Annotated in this window: 11 protein-coding genes and 3 tRNA genes; 7 read left to right on the top strand and 7 right to left on the bottom strand. The window is 68.9% G+C overall.

Going from position 1 to position 20,336, the window contains the following annotated elements; translation table 11 throughout:
* Positions 1-146: 146 nt before the first annotated feature.
* Together PV766_RS04340 and PV766_RS04335 are read left to right on the top strand one after the other, a co-directional pair.
* Entirely contained in the window at positions 147-9,428 is a 9,282-nt protein-coding gene (locus PV766_RS04340) for a fatty acid synthase subunit beta domain-containing protein (RefSeq protein WP_421096475.1), read from the top strand.
* A 16-nt stretch (positions 9,429-9,444) separates the two neighbouring features.
* Positions 9,445-9,858, top strand: coding sequence for a holo-ACP synthase (locus tag PV766_RS04335; protein WP_421096474.1), 414 nt, complete (start codon positions 9,445-9,447; stop codon positions 9,856-9,858).
* Positions 9,859-9,861: 3 nt separating this feature from the next.
* On the opposite strand, the gene PV766_RS04330 is transcribed toward PV766_RS04335, so the two are convergent.
* Complete coding sequence (locus PV766_RS04330) at positions 9,862-10,662, bottom strand: TetR family transcriptional regulator (protein WP_016933368.1); 801 nt, start codon at positions 10,660-10,662, stop codon at positions 9,862-9,864.
* A 178-nt stretch (positions 10,663-10,840) separates the two neighbouring features.
* On the opposite strand from PV766_RS04330, the gene PV766_RS04325 reads away from it, so the two are divergent.
* The gene (locus PV766_RS04325) at positions 10,841-12,211 is read left to right on the top strand and encodes a dipeptidase (protein WP_421096473.1); all 1,371 of its coding nucleotides are present in this window, start codon (positions 10,841-10,843) and stop codon (positions 12,209-12,211) included.
* A 12-nt stretch (positions 12,212-12,223) separates the two neighbouring features.
* Here the strand turns inward: PV766_RS04325 and bcp are convergent, their stop codons facing one another.
* A complete protein-coding gene (bcp, locus tag PV766_RS04320; protein ID WP_421096472.1) occupies positions 12,224-12,697 on the bottom strand; it encodes a thioredoxin-dependent thiol peroxidase in 474 nt (157 codons plus the stop codon).
* A gap of 89 nt (positions 12,698-12,786) precedes the next feature.
* Between bcp and PV766_RS04315 the strand changes: the two genes are divergently transcribed.
* Positions 12,787-13,011, top strand: a complete 225-nt coding sequence (locus PV766_RS04315) for a DUF3618 domain-containing protein (protein WP_016933371.1) — start codon at positions 12,787-12,789, stop codon at positions 13,009-13,011.
* Between the two features lie 165 nt (positions 13,012-13,176).
* Here the strand turns inward: PV766_RS04315 and PV766_RS04310 are convergent.
* Together PV766_RS04310 and PV766_RS04305 are read right to left on the bottom strand one after the other, a co-directional pair.
* Positions 13,177-13,249: transfer RNA gene (locus tag PV766_RS04310), tRNA-Lys, on the bottom strand.
* Positions 13,250-13,343: 94 nt separating this feature from the next.
* Positions 13,344-13,416 (bottom strand) — tRNA-Lys (locus tag PV766_RS04305).
* Between the two features lie 258 nt (positions 13,417-13,674).
* Between PV766_RS04305 and PV766_RS04300 the strand changes: the two genes are divergently transcribed.
* The gene (locus tag PV766_RS04300) at positions 13,675-14,895 is read left to right on the top strand and encodes a L,D-transpeptidase (protein WP_421096471.1); all 1,221 of its coding nucleotides are present in this window, start codon (positions 13,675-13,677) and stop codon (positions 14,893-14,895) included.
* Between the two features lie 17 nt (positions 14,896-14,912).
* Positions 14,913-16,058 carry a lipase family protein gene (locus PV766_RS04295; protein WP_129978235.1) on the top strand — a complete coding sequence of 382 codons (1,146 nt, stop codon included), beginning with the start codon at positions 14,913-14,915 and terminating at the stop codon, positions 16,056-16,058.
* A gap of 126 nt (positions 16,059-16,184) precedes the next feature.
* Here PV766_RS04295 and PV766_RS04290 read toward each other — a convergent pair.
* From PV766_RS04290 to PV766_RS04280, 3 genes are all read right to left on the bottom strand, one after another.
* Positions 16,185-16,257 (bottom strand) — tRNA-His (locus PV766_RS04290).
* Positions 16,258-16,343: 86 nt separating this feature from the next.
* Positions 16,344-16,943 carry an oligoribonuclease gene (orn, locus tag PV766_RS04285; protein WP_129978236.1) on the bottom strand — a complete coding sequence of 200 codons (600 nt, stop codon included), beginning with the start codon at positions 16,941-16,943 and terminating at the stop codon, positions 16,344-16,346.
* A gap of 72 nt (positions 16,944-17,015) precedes the next feature.
* Positions 17,016-18,521 (bottom strand): flavin-containing monooxygenase, encoded by a 1,506-nt coding sequence (locus PV766_RS04280; RefSeq protein ID WP_421096470.1) that lies wholly within the window; start codon positions 18,519-18,521, stop codon positions 17,016-17,018.
* A 271-nt stretch (positions 18,522-18,792) separates the two neighbouring features.
* Here PV766_RS04280 and PV766_RS04275 point away from each other — a divergent pair, with 271 nt between their 5' ends.
* On the top strand, positions 18,793-20,334 hold the full coding sequence (locus PV766_RS04275) for a helicase HerA-like domain-containing protein (RefSeq protein ID WP_421096469.1): 1,542 nt from the start codon (positions 18,793-18,795) through the stop codon (positions 20,332-20,334).
* Positions 20,335-20,336 lie beyond the last annotated feature (2 nt).

Here is a 20,336-nt window from a genome sequence, read left to right as displayed (position 1 = left end):
GCGAAACAAAACATGAGGAACCCCTCATGATTCTGTGCGAACCTGGGCGTGCCCGAACAGCGGACCACTAGTCCAGCAGCACACCGGCGCGCAGCGCTGAAACACGAAGCCTCGACGCCGGGGTGTTCAGGAGAGGAACCACACGCGTGACGATCGACGAGACCACACCAGGCGACAACGGACGGAACTCGAAGGCATCACGACGCACCACCGATCGGTCCACGGCAGCCGCTCCGGCCCGTGCCCTGGTCGACAAGCTCCTCGCGGGCGAGCCCTACGCGCTCGCATTCGGCGGTCAGGGAGCCCCCTGGCTCACCTCGCTCGAGGAGCTCAGCCGCGATAACGGACTCGAACCGGTCCTCACCGACCTGGTCAACCGCGCCACCGCGCACCTCGCCCCGGTCGCGAGCGACCTCGTCGTGGTCCGTCCGACGGGCTTCGACCCCGTCGCGTGGATCCTCGAGGCCGAACTCGCCGACGAGGACGACGCGCCCGCCGGCCCCTCCGAAGCAGCTCTCACCTCTGCCGCCGTGTCGCTTCCCGGCGTCTTCCTCACCCAGGTCGCCGCGCTGCGCGCGCTCGCGAACCAGGGCCTCGACGTCGACTCCGTCGCACCGAGCGCGGTCATCGGCCACTCGCAGGGTGTCCTCGCCGTCGAGTCCGTCGCCGCCGCCGGCCGCAAGGACGCCGAGATCCTTGCGATCGCCCAGCTCATCGGTGCCGCCGCGACCCTCGTCGGCCGCCGCCGCGGCCTGATCTCCGGCGCCGGCAAGTACCCGATGCTCGCCGTCGCCAACGTCGACCCCGAGCGCCTGCGCACGATCGTCGCCGGCGTCTTCGAAGACCAGGACGCCGAGCGCAGCGCCGTCGTCGCCATCCGCAACGCTCGTCGTCGCGTCGTGCTGTCGGGCCCGCCCGCCGCACTCGAGCGCGTGCAGCAGCGCTGCGAGCAGATCTCGGCCGCCGAGACCCGCGAGCGCGAGGCCAAGAAGCGCGGCGGTGCGGTCTTCGCCCCGACCTTCGAACCTGTCGCGGCCGAGGTCGGATTCCATCACCCCGCTTTCGCCGACGCCGTCGAGCAGGTCGCCGAGTGGGCCGCTCGCTGCGAGCTCGACGCCGAGCTCGCGCGTTCGCTCGCGGACGCGATTCTCGTCGCCCCGATCGACTGGGTCGAGCAGGTCGACTCCGCCGTCGCGTCCGGTGCCTCGTGGATCCTCGACCTCGGTCCGGGTGAGCTCCTCACCCGCATGACCAGCTCGGGCCTGCGGGGTCAGGGCGTCGGCATCATCGCCGCCGCGACCCGCGGCGGTCAGCGCAACCTCCTCACCCCGGGCGCCGAGCCCGAGGTTCCGCGTGCCTGGTCGGAGTTCGCTCCGAAGCCGGTCGCGCTGCCCGACGGCCGCGTCGCCGTCGAGACGGCCTTCACCCGCCTGACGGGCCGCTCGCCGATCCTGCTCGCGGGCATGACGCCCACGACCGTCGATCCGAAGATCGTCGCCGCGGCCGCGAACGCCGGTCACTGGGCCGAGCTCGCCGGTGGCGGTCAGGTCACCGAGCAGATCTTCGCCGACCATGTCGCCGAGCTGACCGAGCTGCTCGAGCCGGGCCGCGCGGTCCAGTTCAACTCGATGTTCCTGGACCCGTACCTGTGGAAGCTGCACGTGGGCGGCAAGCGCCTCGTGCCCAAGGCCCGTGCGGCAGGTGCGCCCTTCGACGGTGTCGTCGTCACCGCCGGTATCCCGGAGCTCGACGAGGCAGTGCAGATCATCTCCGATCTGCGTGGGGCCGGCATCGAGCACGTCGCCTTCAAGCCGGGCACGGTCGCGCAGATCCGTTCGGTGATCCGCATCGCCAACGAGGTCCCGGACTACCCGGTCATCGCCCACATCGAGGGCGGCCGCGCCGGTGGTCACCATTCGTGGGAGGACCTCGACGACCTGCTTCTCGACACCTATGCGGAGCTGCGTACGCGCCCGAACCTGGTGCTGTGCGTCGGCGGTGGCATCGGTACGCCGGAGAAGGCCGCCGAGTACCTGACCGGCCGCTGGTCGACCGTCTACGGTTTCCCGGCGATGCCGCTCGACGGCATCCTCGTCGGTACCGCCGCGATGGCGACCCTCGAGGCCACCACGGCCCCCGAGGTCAAGCAGCTTCTCGTGGACACGCCCGGCACGCCCGACTGGGTCGCCGCCGGCACCGCGACCGGCGGTATGGCCTCCGGTCGCAGCCAGCTCGGCGCCGACATCCACGAGATCGACAACGCCGCCTCGCGCACGGGCCGCCTCCTCGACGAGGTCGCCGGTGATGCCGACGCCGTGGCCGCGCGCCGCGCCGAGATCGTCGAGGCGCTGAACGGAACGGCGAAGCCGTACTTCGGCGACCTGGACACCATGACCTACCTGCAGTGGCTCGAGCGCTACCTCGAGCTGGCGGTCGGTGCGGACAACGGCGCCGAGTTCGACTGCGGCAGCGATCTCGGTGATGTCCTCGCCGAGGCGCACACCAGCCCGTGGCTGGACGTGTCGTGGCGTGAGCGTTTCCGCGACATGCTGCAGCGCGCCGAGGCCCGCCTGCATCCCGTGTGCCGGGGCCCGATCCCGACCCTGTTCGACGACGACGCGGTGCTCGAGCGCCCGTACGCCGCGATCAAGTCGCTGCTCGCGCAATATCCCGACGCGGGTGACGTCGTGCTGCATCCTGCCGACGTGCCGTTCTTCGTGTCGCTGTGCCGCACCCCCGGCAAGCCCGTCAACTTCGTTCCGGTCGTCGACCAGGACGTGCGTCGCTGGTGGCGTTCGGATTCGCTGTGGCAGGCCCACGATCCGCGTTACTCGGCCGACCAGGTGTGCGTGATCCCCGGCACCGTCGCCGTTGCCGGCATCACCCGTGTCGACGAGCCGGTCGGTGAACTCCTCGACCGTTTCGAGAAGGCCACGGCCGACGAGCTCGTCGCCGAGGGCGCGGAGCCGGTGGAGCTCGCCGCGCGTCGCCACCGCGACATCGCGCCGGGCCTGCTCGACGCCGTGCTGTCCTCGCCGGACGTCTCGTGGGCGGGTCGCCAGACCCGCAACCCGATCCACCGCCTCGGTGATCTGGGCGAGTGGACCGTCGAGTCGGAGACCGCTGCCTCGCACGCTCCGACGGGTGCGACCCTGACGATCCTCGACGACGAGCACGTCGGCCTGCGGGTTCCGCTGGTGCGCGACAAGGCCGTCGAGATCCGCCTGACCGTGCCCGCCTCGGTCGTCTCCGGTGGCGCGCCCGTCGTCACCGAAGCCGACGCCGATGCGTCGATGTCGGCTCTGCTCGGTGTCGCCGCCGGTCAGGAACTCCCCGAGGTCAGGAAGGGCGCTGCCCGTATCACCCTCGGCTGGCTGCCGGAGAAGACCGCCGACCACGCCGGTGTCACCGGTTCGGGTCTGCCCGCGAACCTGACGCCGAGCGGCAACGGTGTGCCCGACGTGCTCGTGGGTGCCTGCTGGCCGGCCGTCTTCGCCGCGCTGGGCGCCGCCCGCACCGAGACCGATCTCTCGGTCATCGAGGGCATGCTCGACCTGGTCCACCTGGACCACGCGATCGACGTCAAGAACGGTCTGCCGACCGAGCCTGCCTTCCTGGGCGTCAAGGCCGAGGTCACCGGTGTCTCCGACACCGACCTGGGTCGCGTCGTCGAGGTCGACGTGGTCATCACCGCCGACAGCGGTGACGGCTCGGGCGACCGGGTGGTCGCCACCCTGGCCGAGCGGTTCGCGATCCGTGGCCGCACCGGCACCGCCGATCTCGCCGATCCGGTCCGCGCCGGTGGTGCTCTCACCGAGGCCGTCACCGACACGCCGCGTCGCCGCCGCCGCGATGCCGTGATCGTCGCGCCGACCGACATGAGCGCCTTCGCAAGGGTCTCCGGCGATCACAACCCGATCCACACCTCCGACAACGCCGCGCTGCTCGCCGGTCTCGGAAGCCCGATCGTCCACGGCATGTGGCTGTCGGCTGCGGCCCAGCAGGTCGTCACCGCGATCGAGCAGGACGCGAAGCTGCCGGTCCGTCGTCTGACGGCGTGGACCGCGCGTTTCCTGGGCATGGTCCGTCCGGGCGCGAAGATCGACGTGCGTGTCGACCGCATCGCCACCGACGGTGGAGCCGAGGTCGTCGAGGTCGGTTGCCGCGTCGACGGTGACCTGGTGATGGTCGCGACCGGCCGTATCGCCGCGCCGAAGACCGTCTACGCCTTCCCGGGCCAGGGCATCCAGCGTCCCGGCATGGGTCTCGACGCCCGTGCCCGCTCGAAGGCCGCCCGCGAGATCTGGGAGCGCGCAGACAAGCACACCCGCGAGGCCCTCGGCTTCTCGATCCTCGCCGTGGTCCGCGACAATCCGACGGTCCTCAAGGCCCGCGGGGTCACTCACAAGCATCCCGACGGTGTGCTGCACCTGACCCAGTTCACGCAGGTCGCGATGGCGACACTGGGTGTCGCGCAGATCGCCGAGCTGAAGGAGGCCGGCGCGTTCGTCGAAGACGCCTTCCTGGCCGGTCACTCGGTGGGCGAGTACAACGCGCTCGCCGCCGTCGCCGGTGTGCTGCCGCTCGAGGCCGTCCTCGAGGTCGTCTTCCAGCGCGGCTCCGCCATGCACGCCCTCGTGCCGCGCGACGAGCAGGGCCGCTCGAACTACCGCATGGCCGCGATCCGGCCGTCGCAGTTCGGTCTGGACGATGCCGACCTGCAGGCCTTCGTCGCCGGTGTCGCCGAGGAGACCGGGGAGTTCCTCGAGATCGTCAACCTGAACCTGCGCGGTTCGCAGTACGCGATCGCCGGCACGGTCGCGGGTCTCGAAGCCCTCGAATCCGTGATCGAGCGCAAGGTCGCCGAGTTCGGTGGCAAGCGCGCGTTCATCCTGGTCCCGGGCATCGACGTGCCGTTCCACTCGACCGTGCTGCGGGGCGGTGTCGACGACTTCCGCGAGCGCCTGCTGGCGCTGCTGCCGCAGGAGATCGACCCGGACATCCTCATCGGCCGGTACATCCCCAACCTCGTGCCCAAGCCGTTCGACCTGGGCCGCGAGTTCATCCAGGAGATCGCCGACCTGGTGCCGTCGCAGCCGCTCGCCGAGGTCCTCGCGGACTTCGACCGCTGGTCGGTCACTCCGGTCGAGCTCACCCGCGTGGTGCTCGCCGAGTTGCTGGCCTGGCAGTTCGCGTCGCCGGTGCGCTGGATCGAGACCCAGGATCTGCTGTTCGCCGACGAGGCCGACGGTGGTCTCGGTGTCGAGCGGTTCGTCGAGGTCGGCCTCGGTGGCGCGCCCACCGTCGCGAACCTCGCGTCGCAGACGCTGAAGCTGCCCGGTCGTTTCGGTCAGCCCGTCGAGGTGCTCAACATCGAGCGCGAGGCGTCGATCGTGTACTCGACCGACACCGACCCGGCTCCGGTCGAGGACGACGAGCCGGCCGCACCGGCCGCCGAGGCCGCTCCCGCCGCCGCTGCGGCCCCGGCACCCGCCGCGGCTCCTGCTGCGCCGGCCGGTGGCCCCACCCCGGACGACATCGCGTTCAAGGCCGCCGACGCCACCAAGGTGCTCATCGCCCTGTGGACGAAGCTGCGCCCGGATCAGATCGGTCCCGCCGACACCATCGAGGCGCTGTGCGACGGCGTGTCCTCGCGCCGCAACCAGCTGCTCGTCGACCTCGGTTCCGAACTCTCGCTCGGTGCGATCGACGGTGCCGCCGACGCCGACATGGGTGCCCTCGCCGGCACGGTCGACCGTCTCGCCCGCACCTACCGTCCCTTCGGCCCGGTGCTGTCGGACTCGATCAACGACCACCTGCGCAAGGTGTTCGGCCCGTCGGGCAAGCGTCCCGCCTACATCGCCGACCGTGTCACCAAGGTGTGGGGTCTGGGCGAGGGCTGGGCGTCGCACGTCACCGCCGAAGCTGCACTCGGTAGCCGCGACGGTGCGTCCGTCCGCGGCGGTGACCTCGGTGGTCTGACCGACGGTGCCCTGGCGGATGCCGCTTCGGTCGACAAGCTGATCGACGCCGCCGTCCAGGCGGTGGCCTCGCGTCGCGGAATCGCCGTGTCCATGCCGTCCGCCGGTGGCGGCGGGGGAGCGACGGTCGACGCCGCTGCCCTCGGCGAGTTCGCCGAGCAGATCACCGGCCGCGACGGAGTTCTCGCGAACGCCGCACGCCTCGTGCTCGAGCAGCTCGGCCACACCGAGCAGGTCTCGGGTCCGGCCGACAAGGCCGACGACGAACTGGTCGACCTGGTGTCGGCGGAGCTCGGCTCCGACTGGCCGCGTCTGGTCGCACCTGCCTTCGACGAGCGCAAGGCCGTCCTGATCGACGACCGCTGGGCCACCGCCCGTGAGGACCTGGCCCGTGTCTGGCTCGGTGAGCAGCTCCGGAGCGAGCGGTTCACCGGTTCGGGCCGGACCGTCGCCGCGCACGCCGAGTTCTGGGGCCGCAAGGCCACGGAGGCCGGTCGCACGGAGCTGGCGCAGACCTACGCCGCGATCGCCGAGGCCGCCGTCGTCACCGAGGGCGCCGAGTACGCGGACGAGATCGCCGTGGTGACCGGCGCCAGCAAGGGCGGTATCGGCGCAGCGGTCGCCGCGAAGCTGCTCGCCGGTGGTGCGACGGTCGTCGTCACGACGTCCTCGCTGAACGACAGCCGCCTGGGCTTCTACAAGGAGCTGTACGCACGTAACGCGCGGGCCGGTGCCGCTCTGTGGGTGGTTCCCGCGAACATGGCGTCCTACAGCGACGTCGACGCCCTGATCGAGTGGATCGGCACCGAGACCGTCGAGGTCGCCGGTGGTGCGAAGAAGCTGATCAAGGACGCGCTCACCCCGACGCTGCTCTTCCCGTTCGCCGCGCCGCGCGTGGCGGGTTCGCTCGCCGACGCCGGTGCGCGCGCCGAGATGGAGATGCGGGTGCTGCTGTGGTCGGTCGAGCGACTGATCGCCGGACTGTCGAAGATCGGTTACGACCGCGACGTCGACACCCACCTGCACGTCGTGCTGCCCGGTTCGCCGAACCGCGGCAAGTTCGGTGGCGACGGTGCCTACGGTGAGGCCAAGGCCGCACTCGACGCGGTCATCAACCGCTGGAGCGCCGAGCGTACCTGGGCCGAGCGCGTCACCCTGGCTCACGCCCTCATCGGCTGGGTGCGCGGCACGGGCCTGATGGGCGGCAACGACCCGCTGGTCGACGCCGTCGAGGCTGCCGGTGTGCGCACCTGGTCGACGGACGAGATGGCCGAGGAGCTGCTGAAGCTGGTCGGACCGGAGGCCACGCGTCTCGCTGCCGAGGCCCCGCTCGTCGCGGACCTGACCGGTGGACTGTCCGAGGTGGATGTCGACCTGCCGGCGCTCGCGAAGCAGGCGCAGGACGCGGCCGACGCCGTCGAGGAGACCGAGGACGGCACCGCGACCATCGCGGCGCTGCCCGAGCCTCCGCGCGCGGAGGCACTGCCGACCCCCGAGTGGGGCACGGTCACCGCCGACCTGTCCGACACGGTCGTCATCGTCGGGGCCGGTGAGCTCGGCCCCTACGGTTCGGCTCGCACCCGCTTCGAGATGGAGGTCGACGAGGAACTGTCGGCCGCCGGTGTGCTCGAGCTGGCGTGGGTCACGGGCCTGATCGGCTGGGAGAACGATCCGAAGCCGGGCTTCTACGACACCGAGACCGGTGAGCTGGTGCCGGAGGCGGAGATCGCCGACCGCTACCACGACGCGGTGGTCGAGCGTTGCGGTATCCGCCGCTACGGCGACGAGGGCGCGATGATCGACAACACGGCGCCGCTGCTGACCTCGGTCTTCCTCGACAAGGATCTGTCCTTCGTCGTCGGTTCCGAGGCCGAGGCCCGCGCGTTCGTCGACTCCGATCCGGAGAACACGGTCGCGTCGGTCGACGCCGAGTCGGGCGACTGGACCGTCACCCGCAAGGCCGGCACCGAGATCCGCGTGCCGCGCAAGGCGAAGCTGACCCGCACGGTCGGCGGTCAGATCCCGACCGGCTTCGACGTCACGAAGTGGGGCATCCCCGCCGACATGGCGGACTCGGTGGACCGGGTGGGTCTGTGGAACATCGTCACCACGGTCGACGCCTTCCTCACCGGTGGCTTCACCCCGTCCGAGCTGCTGCGCTGGGTGCACCCGTCGATGGTCGCCAACACGCAGGGCACCGGCATGGGCGGAATGTCGTCGATGCGGTCGCTGTACATCGACACGCTGCTCGGCGAATCCCGCGCGAACGACATCCTGCAGGAGGCCCTGCCGAACGTCATCGCCGCGCACGTCGTCCAGTCGTACGTCGGTGGCTACGGCGCGATGGTGCACCCGGTCGCGGCGTGCGCCACGGCTGCGGTCTCCGTCGAGGAGGGCGTGGACAAGATCAAGCTCGGCAAGGCCGATCTGGTCGTCGCCGGTGGCTTCGACGATCTCGGTATCGAGGGCATCGTCGGCTTCGGTGACATGTCCGCGACCGCCAAGTCGGAGGACATGCAGGCCAAGGGCATCAGCGATCGTCGCTTCTCCCGCGCCAACGACCGTCGTCGCGGTGGATTCGTCGAGTCGGCCGGTGGCGGCACCATCCTGCTCGCCCGCGGCGACGTCGCGCTCGAGATGGGACTGCCGGTGCTCGGTGTGGTCGCGTGGGCGGGTTCGTTCGCCGACGGTGTGCACACCTCGATCCCGGCGCCCGGCATCGGTGCACTCGGTGCGGGTCGCGGTGGACGCGAGTCGGGTCTGGCGAAGGAACTGCGCAAGCTCGGCCTCACGGCCGACGACATCGCGGTGATCTCCAAGCACGACACCTCGACCGCGGCGAACGATCCGAACGAGGCCGAACTGCACGAGCGTCTGGCCGGTGCGCTGGGCCGTAGCGAGGGCAACCCGATGTTCGTGGTCTCGCAGAAGTCGCTGACCGGTCACGCCAAGGGTGGCGCCGCCGCCTTCCAGCTGATCGGCCTGTGCCAGGTTCTCGCGCAGGGTGTGGTTCCGCCGAACCGCAGCCTCGACTGTGTCGACGAGAAGATGGCGGAGTTCGAGCACCTGGTGTGGCCGCGCACACCGATCCGCTTCGGTGAGCAGCTCCCGCTCAAGGCGGGTCTGCTCACGAGCCTCGGGTTCGGGCACGTGTCGGGTCTGATCGCCGTGGTGCATCCGCAGGCGTTCGTCGAGGCGGTCCCGGCCGAGCGCCGGGAGGCCTACCTGGCCGAGGCTGCCGAGCGCACCGTCGCCGGCAAGCGACGCCTGGTGGACGCGATGACCGGTGGGGCGTCGCTCTACCAGCGTCCCGCGGATCGTCGCCTCGGTGGCGATCACGTGCCTGCAGCGGCCACGCGTCAGCTCGAGGCGGACATGCTGCTCTCGGCGGAGGCGCGTCTCGGTGACGACGACGTGTACCGCTCGGGTCTGCCCGGCTGCAAGTAAGTAGACGGGTCTCGGGATGGGAGTTGCGGGAGTCGGGTTCGACCTCGTGTCGGTGCCGGAGTTCGCGGAACAGCTGAGTCGTACGGGAACGACGATGCTGGCGAACTTCACACCGGGCGAGCGTCGCGACGCGAACACCCGCAGCTCCGATCCCGCCCGTCACTTCGCGGCCCGGTGGGCGGCGAAGGAAGCGGTGATCAAGGCGTGGTCGGCCTCGCTGTTCGGGAGTCCACCGGTGTTGCCGGAGACGATCCACCAGCACATCGAGGTGGTGTCCGACGCGTGGGGACGCCCGAGCATCCGACTGCACCGGGAGGTCGCGGAGAGGCTGACCGGGATGCGGATCCACGTGTCGCTCACCCACGACGGTGACATGGCCGGCGCGTTCGTCGTCCTCGACGAGGTCGACGACCGACCGACGACGATGTGAGGATCAGGCCGAGGGAGCGCGAGCTTCCTCGGCCTGATCCGTTTCGGTCTCCTGCCGGTCGGTCTGTTCGCGTGAGGATTCCGCGCGTTCCTCGCGGCGTCGGCGTCGCTTGGCCTGAGCGCGGGAATCCTGTTCGGCGATCTGCAGATAGGCGACCATGATCCGCTTGAGTTCGACGACGGCGTCGGCGTGGGTCTGGTCGTCCTGCACCGAGAAGTTGAGCATCGAGTACACGATGTGGACGAGCACCTCGGCCATGAGCTTGCGGCGCGGCCGCGGGGTGTCGGGGGTGAGCGGCGCGAGCATCCGTGCGACCTGCTCGGCGAACTCGCGTTCGTGGATGGCGCCGGTGGCGCGGGTGGACGGGGTGGACTGCATCGCGAGCCAGACCTCGCGCCGGGACGGATCGGTGGTCCACAGCCCGGCGAGGTGGTCGACGAAGCTGTTCAGGAAGCGCAACCAGTCGACCGACGGGATCTTGCCGTTGAACTGGGCGAGCTCGCTCTGGACCCCCACGAGGTCCTGCCGGTTGAGCTCGCACACGATCACGTACTTGTTGGCGAAGAACTGGTAGAGGGTGCCGATGGGGACGTCGGCGCGGGACGCGACCTCCTCGCAGGTGAACGACTCGAAGCCGACCTCGGTGAGCAGTTCACGCGAGGCCGCCAGCAGGGCATCGAACTTGCGGCGGCTCCGCTCCTGGGTGGGCCGCCGACGCGGCACGAGCTCCTGGGGCTCGGCCTGAACCTCGAGCGCCGGATCGATCCGGCGCGGGGCGCGGCGGCCGTTCGTTGCTGACTCCACGCGCCCAGGCTAGCCGTAGGGCATCTCTTTACCGAATACTTGCTGTGAGTCCGAGTGTCAGAAATGGAAGATGTGACGCCGGGAACGGGACTCGTCCGCGCCGGAGCGTCGCCGAGTCCCGGCGGGTCCCGCCCGGCCGGTCCTAGGATGGCGGCAGAACCTCGACGGACGGAGATCGATGAGCAGCGTGGACACCACCATCCCGGACCGAATTCGTGAGCGGATCCGTATCGCGATGCCGGCCGCGCGGGCAGACCTCGCAACCCTCGTCGCCTTCCGCTCCGTCGCGGATCCGCGTCAGTTCCCCGCCGAGGAGTGCACAGGGGCCGCGAACTGGGTGCGGGATGCCTTCGCCGCCGCAGGAATCGAGAACGTCGAGACGATCGAGACCTCCGACGGCTCGCTCGCCGTCCTCGGCCACACACCCGCACCGGAGGGCGCACCGACGGTTCTGCTCTACAGCCACTACGACGTTCAGCCGCCCGGCGACGAATCGCTCTGGCACAGCGAGCCCTTCACCCTCACCGAACGGGACGGTCGCTGGTACGGCCGCGGTGCCGCCGACTGCAAGGGCAATGTCGTCATGCACCTGCTCGCACTGCGGGCGCTGCGCGAGGACGGCTCTCTTCCTGTCGGTGTCCGCATCGTCATCGAGGGCTCGGAAGAGATGGGCGGGGCCGGACTCGACCACCTCGTCGCCGAGCGACCCGAGTTGTTCGACGCCGACCTCATCGTCATCGGCGACTGCGGCAACACCGCAGTCGGGCAACCCACGCTCACCACCACGCTGCGGGGCATCGCGAACGTCGACGTGCACATCGAGACGTTGAGAGGCGAGATCCACTCGGGGATGTACGGCGGAGCGGCCCCCGACGCGCTCGCCGCGCTCGTGCACCTGTTGGGCACCCTCCGCGACGAACACGGCAATACGGTCGTCGACGGACTCGACTGCTCCGCGACCTGGGACGGCGTCCCGTACCCCGAGGACCGTTTCCGCGCCGATGCGGGCGTGCTCGACGGTGTCACGCTGCCTACTTCCGGCACCGTCGCCGACGCGGTGTGGGCGCGACCGGCCCTGACCGTCCTCGGGATCGACGCCCCGCCCGTCGTCGGCTCGGCCGCGGCGGTCGTGCCGCGAGCGTCCGCACGCCTGAACCTGCGCGTGCCGCCGGGCATCGACGCCCGCACCGCCCAGGACGCGCTCGTCGCTCATCTCGAGGCCCACGTGCCCTGGGGAGCGCATCTGCGCATCGACCGCGACGTCCTCGGCGAACCCTTCCGTGCGCCGACGGACGGGCCCGGTTACGCCGCGCTGCGAACCGCGCTCGAGACCGCCTACGGCCGGGAGGTCGGGACTGCCGGGCAGGGCGGCTCGATCCCGCTGTGCACCGCGCTGCAACGCGCTGTGCCGCGGGCCGAGATCGCCCTGATCGGCGTCGAGGAACCGCGCTGCGTCATCCACGCGCCGAACGAGAGTGTCGACCCCACCGAGATCGAGAATCTCGCCGTCGCCGAAGCGCTGTTGCTGACCTCGCTGGCACCGCGGTAACGGCAGAACCGATCAGACCGACAGGTCGCGGCGCAGCTTCGCCACGTGCCCGGTCGCGCGGACGTTGTACTGCGCGACCTCGATCTTCCCATCCTCGTCGACGAGGAAGGTCGACCGGATGACGCCGGTGACGGTCTTGCCGTACATCTTCTTCTCGCCGAAGGCACCCCACGCCCGGAGGGTGGTCTTCTCGGGATCCGACAGCAGCGGGAAGGTCAGCTGTTCGGCGTCGCGGAACTTCGCGAGCTTGGCCGGCTTGTCGGGTGAGATGCCGATCACGTCGAGGCCCGCCTCGTTCAGTTCGGCGAGGCTGTCGCGGAAGTCGCACGCCTGCTTCGTGCATCCCGGGGTGCTCGCGGCGGGATAGAAGTACACGACGACCTTGCGGCCGCGATGGTCCGACAGCGACACCTCGTTGCCGTCGGCGTCGGGGAGGGTGAAATCGGGGGCGGGATCGCCGGGCGTGAGTCTGCTGTTCTCCGTCATGAGGGCGACAGTAGTGGACCGTGCAGCCATTCCCGGCGCGCGTCCATTACCGTGGTCGCAGCACACTGCAGCGACCTTCTGGAGGACACGTGGCTAGGGACACCGAGGACATCGAGCGGGAAATCGAGAAGGCCCGCAATCAGCTCGCGAGCACACTCGACGAACTGAGCGTCCGCGCCAACCCGAAGAATCTGGTGGCGAGCACGAAGCAGACCCTCCTGGCAAAGGTGAACCAGCCGCAGGTGAAGAAGTACGCGGCGATCGCGGCCGGCACGGTCGTCGGATTGCTGGTGCTGCGCAGGATCCTGCGCTGACCTTCGCGCTCCACCGCTTCGGAGAACACCCACGTCGACTCGGCGTGGGTGTTCCTCGTTCCGGGGAACAGTGCCATCGAGTGTGGGGACAGTACCGTGCGACGGCGTCATCGGTCGCGAACGACGAAGGCCGGATACCGTTTCCGGTATCCGGCCTTCGTGTCGTGCGCCATCAGGGACTCGAACCCCGAACCCGCTGATTAAGAGTCAGCTGCTCTGCCAATTGAGCTAATGGCGCGTGGCGGTGTGTATCCCGGTCGTCGTCTCGGCGAGAGGGTACGGCGTGACCGCCAGAACGAAGGCCGGACACTGGGTGCCCGGCCTTCGTGTTGTGCGCCATCAGGGACTCGAACCCCGAACCCGCTGATTAAGAGTCAGCTGCTCTGCCAATTGAGCTAATGGCGCTGGACGATCTGTTCCCAGGATGCCCTCCCAGCAACGAAGAGAACATTACACACCGTCTCGCGACGTACCAAATCGCCTGGTCAGAATGTTTTCGGTACGGTCGTCGCCGTAACGGCTCGGGTGGTCGGAGCGATTGTCATGCGAACGTTACCGACGTACGGGGGAGTCGCGTCGGGTCGGCCGCATCAGAGGCTGGCATCATCGTGTTCGGTGTTGTGACGTGCGTTTTCGGTGCCTTGGGGGAGGCGGGATCGGAGTATGGCAATGGCGGAATCGAGTGCGCGGAACCCCCGGGGTCGTCGGGTGCGAGGGATCCTCGGAGTGGTCGTCGTCGGCGTTGTGGCATTTGTCACCGGATGTGCGGGCGGTACGGGTTCGGGCGCCGAGGAGGTGCCGATCGACTCCAATCCCGTGGCCGCGCTCATCAAGCCGACGGTGTCGTCGAGTGTGGCCGACGGCTCGGTCGGCTTCTCGCCGATCGATCCGGTGACCGTCTCGGTCGTCAACGGCAAGCTCGATTCGGTGACCCTGCTCGACCCGGCGGGGGAGCCGGTGCAGGGCGAACTCGCCGCCGACGGACTGACCTGGGTGAACACCGAACCCCTCGGTTACAACCGCTCCTACACCCTCGAGACGGTCGCGTACGGACTCGGCGGCGCGACCACCTCGACCGCGGCGTTCACCACGTCGTCGCCCGCGAATCTCACCCAGCCCTACGTGCTGCCCGGTGAGGGCTCGATCGTGGGCATCGGTCAGCCGATCGCCGTGCAGTTCGACGAGAACATCCCGGACCGGCTCGCGGCCGAATCGGCCGTCACCGTCACCACGAACCCTCCGGTCGAGGGCGCCTTCTACTGGGTCAACAACCGTGAGGTGCGGTGGCGCCCGGAGAACTACTGGACTCCCGGCACCACCGTCACCGTCGACGTGAACGTCTACGGCAAGGATCTCGGCGACGGTCTCTTCGGCCAGTCCGACGTCCATTCGTCCTTCACCATCGGCGATGCGGTGATCATCACCGCCGACGACGCGACCAAGCAGGTCACCGTCACCCGAAACGGCGTCGACGTCATCACGATGGCGACGTCCTTCGGCAAGGACTCCACGCCCACCCCGAACGGCGTCTACATCATCGGCGACCGGTTCGAGAACATGATCATGGACTCGTCCACCTACGGCGTTCCCTCCGACTCGGCGCAGGGCTACCGCACTCCGGTGGACTGGGCGACGCGGATGTCCTACAGCGGCATCTTCTTCCACTCTGCACCGTGGTCACTCGGCGACCAGGGCGTCCGCAACGTCAGCCACGGTTGCCTGAATCTGAGCCCCGCCAACGCGAAATGGATCTTCGACAACACCAAGCGCGGCGACATCGTCGTGGTCCGTAACACGGTCGGCGGTGTTCTCCCGGGGACGGACGGACTCGGTGACTGGAACATTCCGTGGTCCACATGGAAGGCCGGTAACGCTGCGGCGTGACGGATCAGAGGGGATCGATGGCCGTTCGGGGGCGACCGTTGCGCGCCGCATTCTGCGGTGCCGTGCTGCTCGCATCGCTGACGCCGACGGGGGCTGCGGCGGCTCCGGTCGCGTCGTCGACCGCGTCGACGCCCGGTGCCGTCGTCTCACAGCAGCCGCTGCCCGAGGAGGTGTCGCTGCCAGGCGCGGGCACCGCGACGAAGCTCGAATACCGCACCGAGTGGCGGTCGGGAGAGCCGACCGTCGCCACCGGGGCGTTGTTCCTGCCCGAAGGTGACGCCCCCGAAGGTGGCTGGCCCGTCATCGCGTGGGCACACGGCACGACCGGCGTGGGCGACGACTGCGCACTCACGACCCGCACGCCGCGATCCGCTCTGGAACGCACCTATCTGCGGCACTGGCTCGACTCCGGTTACGCGATCGTCTCTGCCGACTTCCCCGGTCTCGGCTCCGAAGGTCTCCATCGTTATCTCGACGGCCCCAGTGCCGCGAACAGTATCGTCGACATCGTCCGGGCGGCCCGCGCGGGCGGGGCACCGCTGTCCGAGCGGTGGCTCGTGATGGGCCAGTCGCAAGGAGGGCACGCGGCGCTGCACACCGCCACGATCGCGACCTTCCGGGCACCCGAACTCGACTTCCGCGGAACGGTCGCCACGGGCGCACCGGCGAATCTCGAGCGGGCGTTCACGATCGGCGTGCCGGGTTTCCCGGATCCCGGGCTGGGGGGTCTGGTCAGTTTCAGCGGCTACATCTTCGCGGGGCTGCGCGATGCCTACCCCGAGGTGGACGTCGACAGCTTCCTGACTCCTGTCGGCCGGGAGGTCGTCGACCGGGCCGAAGAGCTGTGTTACGACGATCTCGAGGAGTCGGTGCGCGGCATCCGGGTCGGTGAGTTGCTCGCGCGTCCGTTGGCCGAGGAGCCCATGGCGGCGCTGCTCGCCGATTATCTCGCCGCTCCGGCGAACGGATACGACCGGCCGGTGTTCCTCGCCCACGGCGTCCACGACGTGGTGGTCCCGCTGCCGCTTTCTGCGGCCCTCGCCGCCGACATGAAGGCCGCAGGAGCGGACGTCGACTATCGCGTCTACATGGCCGGGCACTACACGACGGTCGAGCGTTCGCTGCCCGAGGTCGACGCGTTCGTGGCCCGCTCGTTCGAATAGACCCGCCTCGCGCCCCGAGCCGGGCCGTGCGCGCGCTGTAACGTCGGCGAACCCCGGTTCGGCGCGTGAAGATCCGTCGTGGACGAGAAAACCCCCGATCGGGAATCCGATCGGGGGTTTCTTCGGGGTGAGTGACGGGACTCGAACCCGCGACAGCCAGGATCACAACCTGGTGCTCTACCAACTGAACTACACTCACCATCGCATTCGCCGGCAACCTCTCGGCCGCTTGCGCCTGCGGTACAGATACTAGCCTGACGATGACGGAAAAGACGAATCGGCTGGTCAGGCCGGTCCCAGGTCCTTCACGACGGCTGCGAGGTCGGCCGGGGTGGGGCCGGGGGGCGCCACGAACGCCGTGCGTCGGTAGTAGCGCAGTTCGCGGATCGACTCCTTGATGTCGGCGAGTGCCCGGTGCGACAGTCCCTTCTCCGGCTGGCCGAAGTAGATGCGCGGATACCAGCGCCGGCACAGCTCCTTGATCGAGCTGACGTCCACCATGCGGTAGTGCAGGTAGTTGTCGAGCTCGGGCATGTCGCGGGTGATGAATGCGCGGTCGGTCGCGATGGAGTTGCCCGCCAGCGGGGCCGTGCCGGCCTCGGTGACGTGCTCGCGGATGTACGCGAGGACCTGCTTCTCCGCCTCGGCGAGGCTGACCGTCGAGCGCCGCACCTCCTCGGTGAGCCCGGACCGCTCGTGCATCTGCTGCACGACCGCCGGCATGTCGGCGAGGGCGTCGTCATCGGCGTGGATGACGATGTCCACGCCCTCGCCGAGCACGTTGAGATCACTGTCGGTGACCAGAGCTGCGATCTCGATCAATTTGTCGCTGCCGAGACGCAGCCCCGTCATCTCACAGTCGATCCATACGAGTTTGTCCTGCACGACAGACAGACTAGCCATCGGATGCGCACTCCCGAGGGGCGGCATCGAGGGCCGGCGACGAAATGCCCGACATCACGCCTTGACGGGAACGGTGCGTGATGCGGTCGGCCGGACCGGGCGGCGCGCGGCCGGGGCACGGTGCCGGCCGATCGTCCGGCCTTCGCCGGTCCCGTTCTGCACTGCGGTCCCGTTCTGCGCTGCCGGCCCGAGCTGCCCCGAGCCGTTGCGGGTGAAATCCTGACTCAGGAAGGACTCGGGGGAGTCGTCGAGGATCTCCATCCACGGCGCCGGCAGCGGCGGAGCGAGGGTGCCGGTCAACGTCGAGGCGTAGCTCTTGTTCCGGTACCCCATGATGTCGTTCTTCTTGTCCTTCTTCCACTGCTTGAACACCTCGCCCTGGCGTTCGACGTGGAACTCGGGGTAGTCGGTGCGGTCGACGAGATCGCGGATGTAGGCGGCCTGGAAGTCGATGTCCTCCACCGGTGACGACAGCTTCTCCTCGCGTGCCCGCCACACGTCGATGTCCTTCTCGCGGGTGGCGAGATCGGGCAGGTCGACGCGGCCGAGCATGACGTCGCGTGCGTACCAGGCCTGCGCGTCGAACATGTTGAACGTGAAGTACTGGTCCTGTGCGCCGAGGTACATCAACCTCGGATTGCGCTGGAAGAAGATGCCCTTGTAGATGTCGCGCGGGTACAACCGGTTGTTGGTGCGCAGTGACAGTTCGTCGGGCAGGAACGGATAGTGGTGCTTGTATCCCGTGCACAGCACGATGGCGTCGACCTCGCGCGTGCTGCCGTCCTGGAAGTGGGCGACCTTGCCGTCGACGTGGGTGAGCAGCGGTACCTCGGAGAACTGTTCGGGCCAGTCGTGACCCATGGGGGCAGTGCGGTAGCTGAAGGTCACTTGTTCGGCGCCGTACTTGACGCACTGGGTGCCGATGTCCTCGGCGGAGTAGCTGCTGCCGACGAGGAGCAGGCGCTTTCCGGTGAACTCGCGGGCGTCGCGGAAGTCGTGGGCGTGCAGTACGCGTCCCGGGAACCGGTCGAGGCCCTCGAAGTGGGGAACGTTCGGAGTGGAGAAGTGGCCGGTCGCGACGACGACGTAGTCGAACTCGTCGGATTCGAGGACGCCGCGGTTGTGGTCCATCACCGTCACGGTGAACTTCTGCGTCTCGTCCGACCAGTCGACCCACCGCACTGCAGTGTTGAAGCGGATGTACTTGCGCACGTCGCTCTTGGCGACGCGGCCCATGATGTAGTCGAGCAGGACGGCCCGTGGCGGGTACGACGGGATCGGGCGGCCGAAGTGCTCTTCGAAGGAGTAGTCGGCGAACTCGAGGCATTCCTTGGGGCCGTTGGACCACAGGTAGCGGTACATGCTCGCGTGGACGGGTTCACCGTTCTCGTCGAGTCCCGTGCGCCAGGTGTAGTTCCACATTCCGCCCCAATCGGGCTGCTTCTCGTAGCAGACGATGTCGGGGATCTGCTCCAGACCGGCCTTTCGGGCTGCTTCGAATGCGCGCAGCTGCGCGAGTCCACTGGGACCTGCTCCGAGAATGGCGATCTTGGGCGTCAATGTGCTTCTCCTGTGCTCGTGAAATGTTTCGCGTAGTTCGTTGCTAGCACAAGTCATTGTTTTTGCGAATGATCTTCGTTTCCTCGCCGCTTCGAGTTCTCCCGAAGAACATGCAGGTCATGAAGGGTGTCGGGCTAAACGCTCGCGCGACATCGGTTGTGATCGGAATCACTGTAATGCGACAATTCTGGCGCTCGATAGAAATGGTCCTTCCGTAGCGTGAGGGGCCGGCACCGTCACGGTGGGCAGGTCGACGCCGGAGGGGGCGAGCATGACCGAGAACCCGGAAATTTCCACTGCTGCCATCGCGTCCGGATACGACGTGATCGGCGAGGCGCTCGAACTGGGAAGTGTCGTTCTCGACGGCGTCGCCGACCCGGACGCGCAGGTGCGCATCCCGCTCGCCACGATCAACCGTCACGCTCTCGTCGCCGGTGTTACCGGCACGGGCAAGACCGAGACGCTGCAGATGATGGCAGAACAGCTGTCGTCGGCGGGGGTTCCGGTGGTGATGGCGGACGTCGAGTCCGATCTGTCCGGCCTGTCGGCCGCAGGCGAGCCGAACGAGGGCGTCCTCACCCGGGCGGCCGACACCGGGGACGAGGAATGGACCCCGACGGGTCATCCCGTGGCCTTCTACTCGGTCGGCACCGACGGCGTCGGCATCCCGGTCCGTGCCACCGTCACTTCCTTCGGCCCGATCCTGCTCTCGAAGGTGCTCGGCCTCGACACGACTCAGGAATCGACGCTCGGACTGATCTTCCACTGGGCCGACCGCAACGGACTTCCGCTGCTCGACCTCGCCGACCTGCGGCAGGTGATCCGGTACCTGACGAGCGACGAAGGACGCGACGCACTCGACGAACTCGGCGCCGTGCCGCCCGCGACCACCGGTGTGATCCTTCGCGCCGTCGTCGGCCTCGAGAGCGCGGGTGGCGACGGATTCTTCGGGGAACCCGAACTCGAGGTCGAGGACCTGCTGCGTGTGATCGACGGCCACGGGACGATCAACCTGTTCGAACTCGGCGAGGACGCCACCCGTTCTGCGCTGTTCTCGACCGTCCTGATGTGGTTGCTCGCCGGCCTGTTCCAGGCGCTGCCGGAGGTGGGTGACGTCGACAAGCCCCGGCTCGTCTTCTTCGTCGACGAGGCGCACCTGCTCTTCACGGATGCGTCGAAGGCCTTCGTGCAACAGATCGAGCAGACGGTGAAGCTCATTCGTTCCAGAGGGGTCGGCGTGGTCTTCTGCACGCAGCTACCCACCGACCTTCCCAGGAGCGTGCTGTCGCAACTCGGCGCGTGGGTGCAGCACGCGCTACCCGCCTTCACCCCCGAGGACGAGGCCGCGCTCGCGAAGGTCGTGCGCACCTTCCCGAAGACGGACGCCTACGACCTCGCCGAGGCGCTGACCGGGCTCGGTACCGGCGAGGCGATCGTGACGGTCCTGTCCGAGCTGGGCGCGCCGACGCCCGTCGCCTGGACGCGTCTGCGACCGCCGCGTTCGCTGACGGGCACGGTGGGGGAGAGCGCGATGCGCGCGTCGGCGCAGGCGAACCCGCTGTACGGAAAGTACGGCCGCACCATCGACCGGGAATCGGCGTACGAGAAGCTCACCGCGTCGATGGTCGGGGCGGCCGATGTCGAGCCCGTCCCGGACGTGCCGTCGCCGGCGCCGGACGAAGCCGGGCAGCCGGTCGTGGAGCAGGTGCTCGGCAGCGCGGCGGTGCGCAGCTTCATCCGTTCGGCGGCGTCCGCGGCCGGCCGCGAGATCGGCCGGAGCCTCTTCGGCACGGGACGCCGCCGAAGACGGTGAGG

This window comes from Rhodococcus sp. As11 (assembly GCF_048957735.1).
Lineage (GTDB): Bacteria > Actinomycetota > Actinomycetes > Mycobacteriales > Mycobacteriaceae > Rhodococcus > Rhodococcus gordoniae.
The sequence above is the reverse complement of the archived record's forward strand: the minus strand, read 5'-3'. Positions and strand labels throughout refer to the sequence as shown.

Bases quoted from the DNA above. Each gene is read 5' to 3' on its own strand.
- PV766_RS04275 (WP_421096469.1), top strand. From the start codon at position 18,793: ATGACCGAGAACCCGGAAATTTCCACTGCTGCCATCGCGTCCGGATAC.
- PV766_RS04335 (WP_421096474.1), top strand. From the start codon at position 9,445: ATGGGAGTTGCGGGAGTCGGGTTCGACCTCGTGTCGGTGCCGGAGTTC.
- bcp (WP_421096472.1), bottom strand. From the start codon at position 12,697: ATGACGGAGAACAGCAGACTCACGCCCGGCGATCCCGCCCCCGATTTC.
- PV766_RS04295 (WP_129978235.1), top strand. From the start codon at position 14,913: ATGGCCGTTCGGGGGCGACCGTTGCGCGCCGCATTCTGCGGTGCCGTG.
- PV766_RS04300 (WP_421096471.1), top strand. From the start codon at position 13,675: ATGGCAATGGCGGAATCGAGTGCGCGGAACCCCCGGGGTCGTCGGGTG.
- PV766_RS04325 (WP_421096473.1), top strand. From the start codon at position 10,841: ATGAGCAGCGTGGACACCACCATCCCGGACCGAATTCGTGAGCGGATC.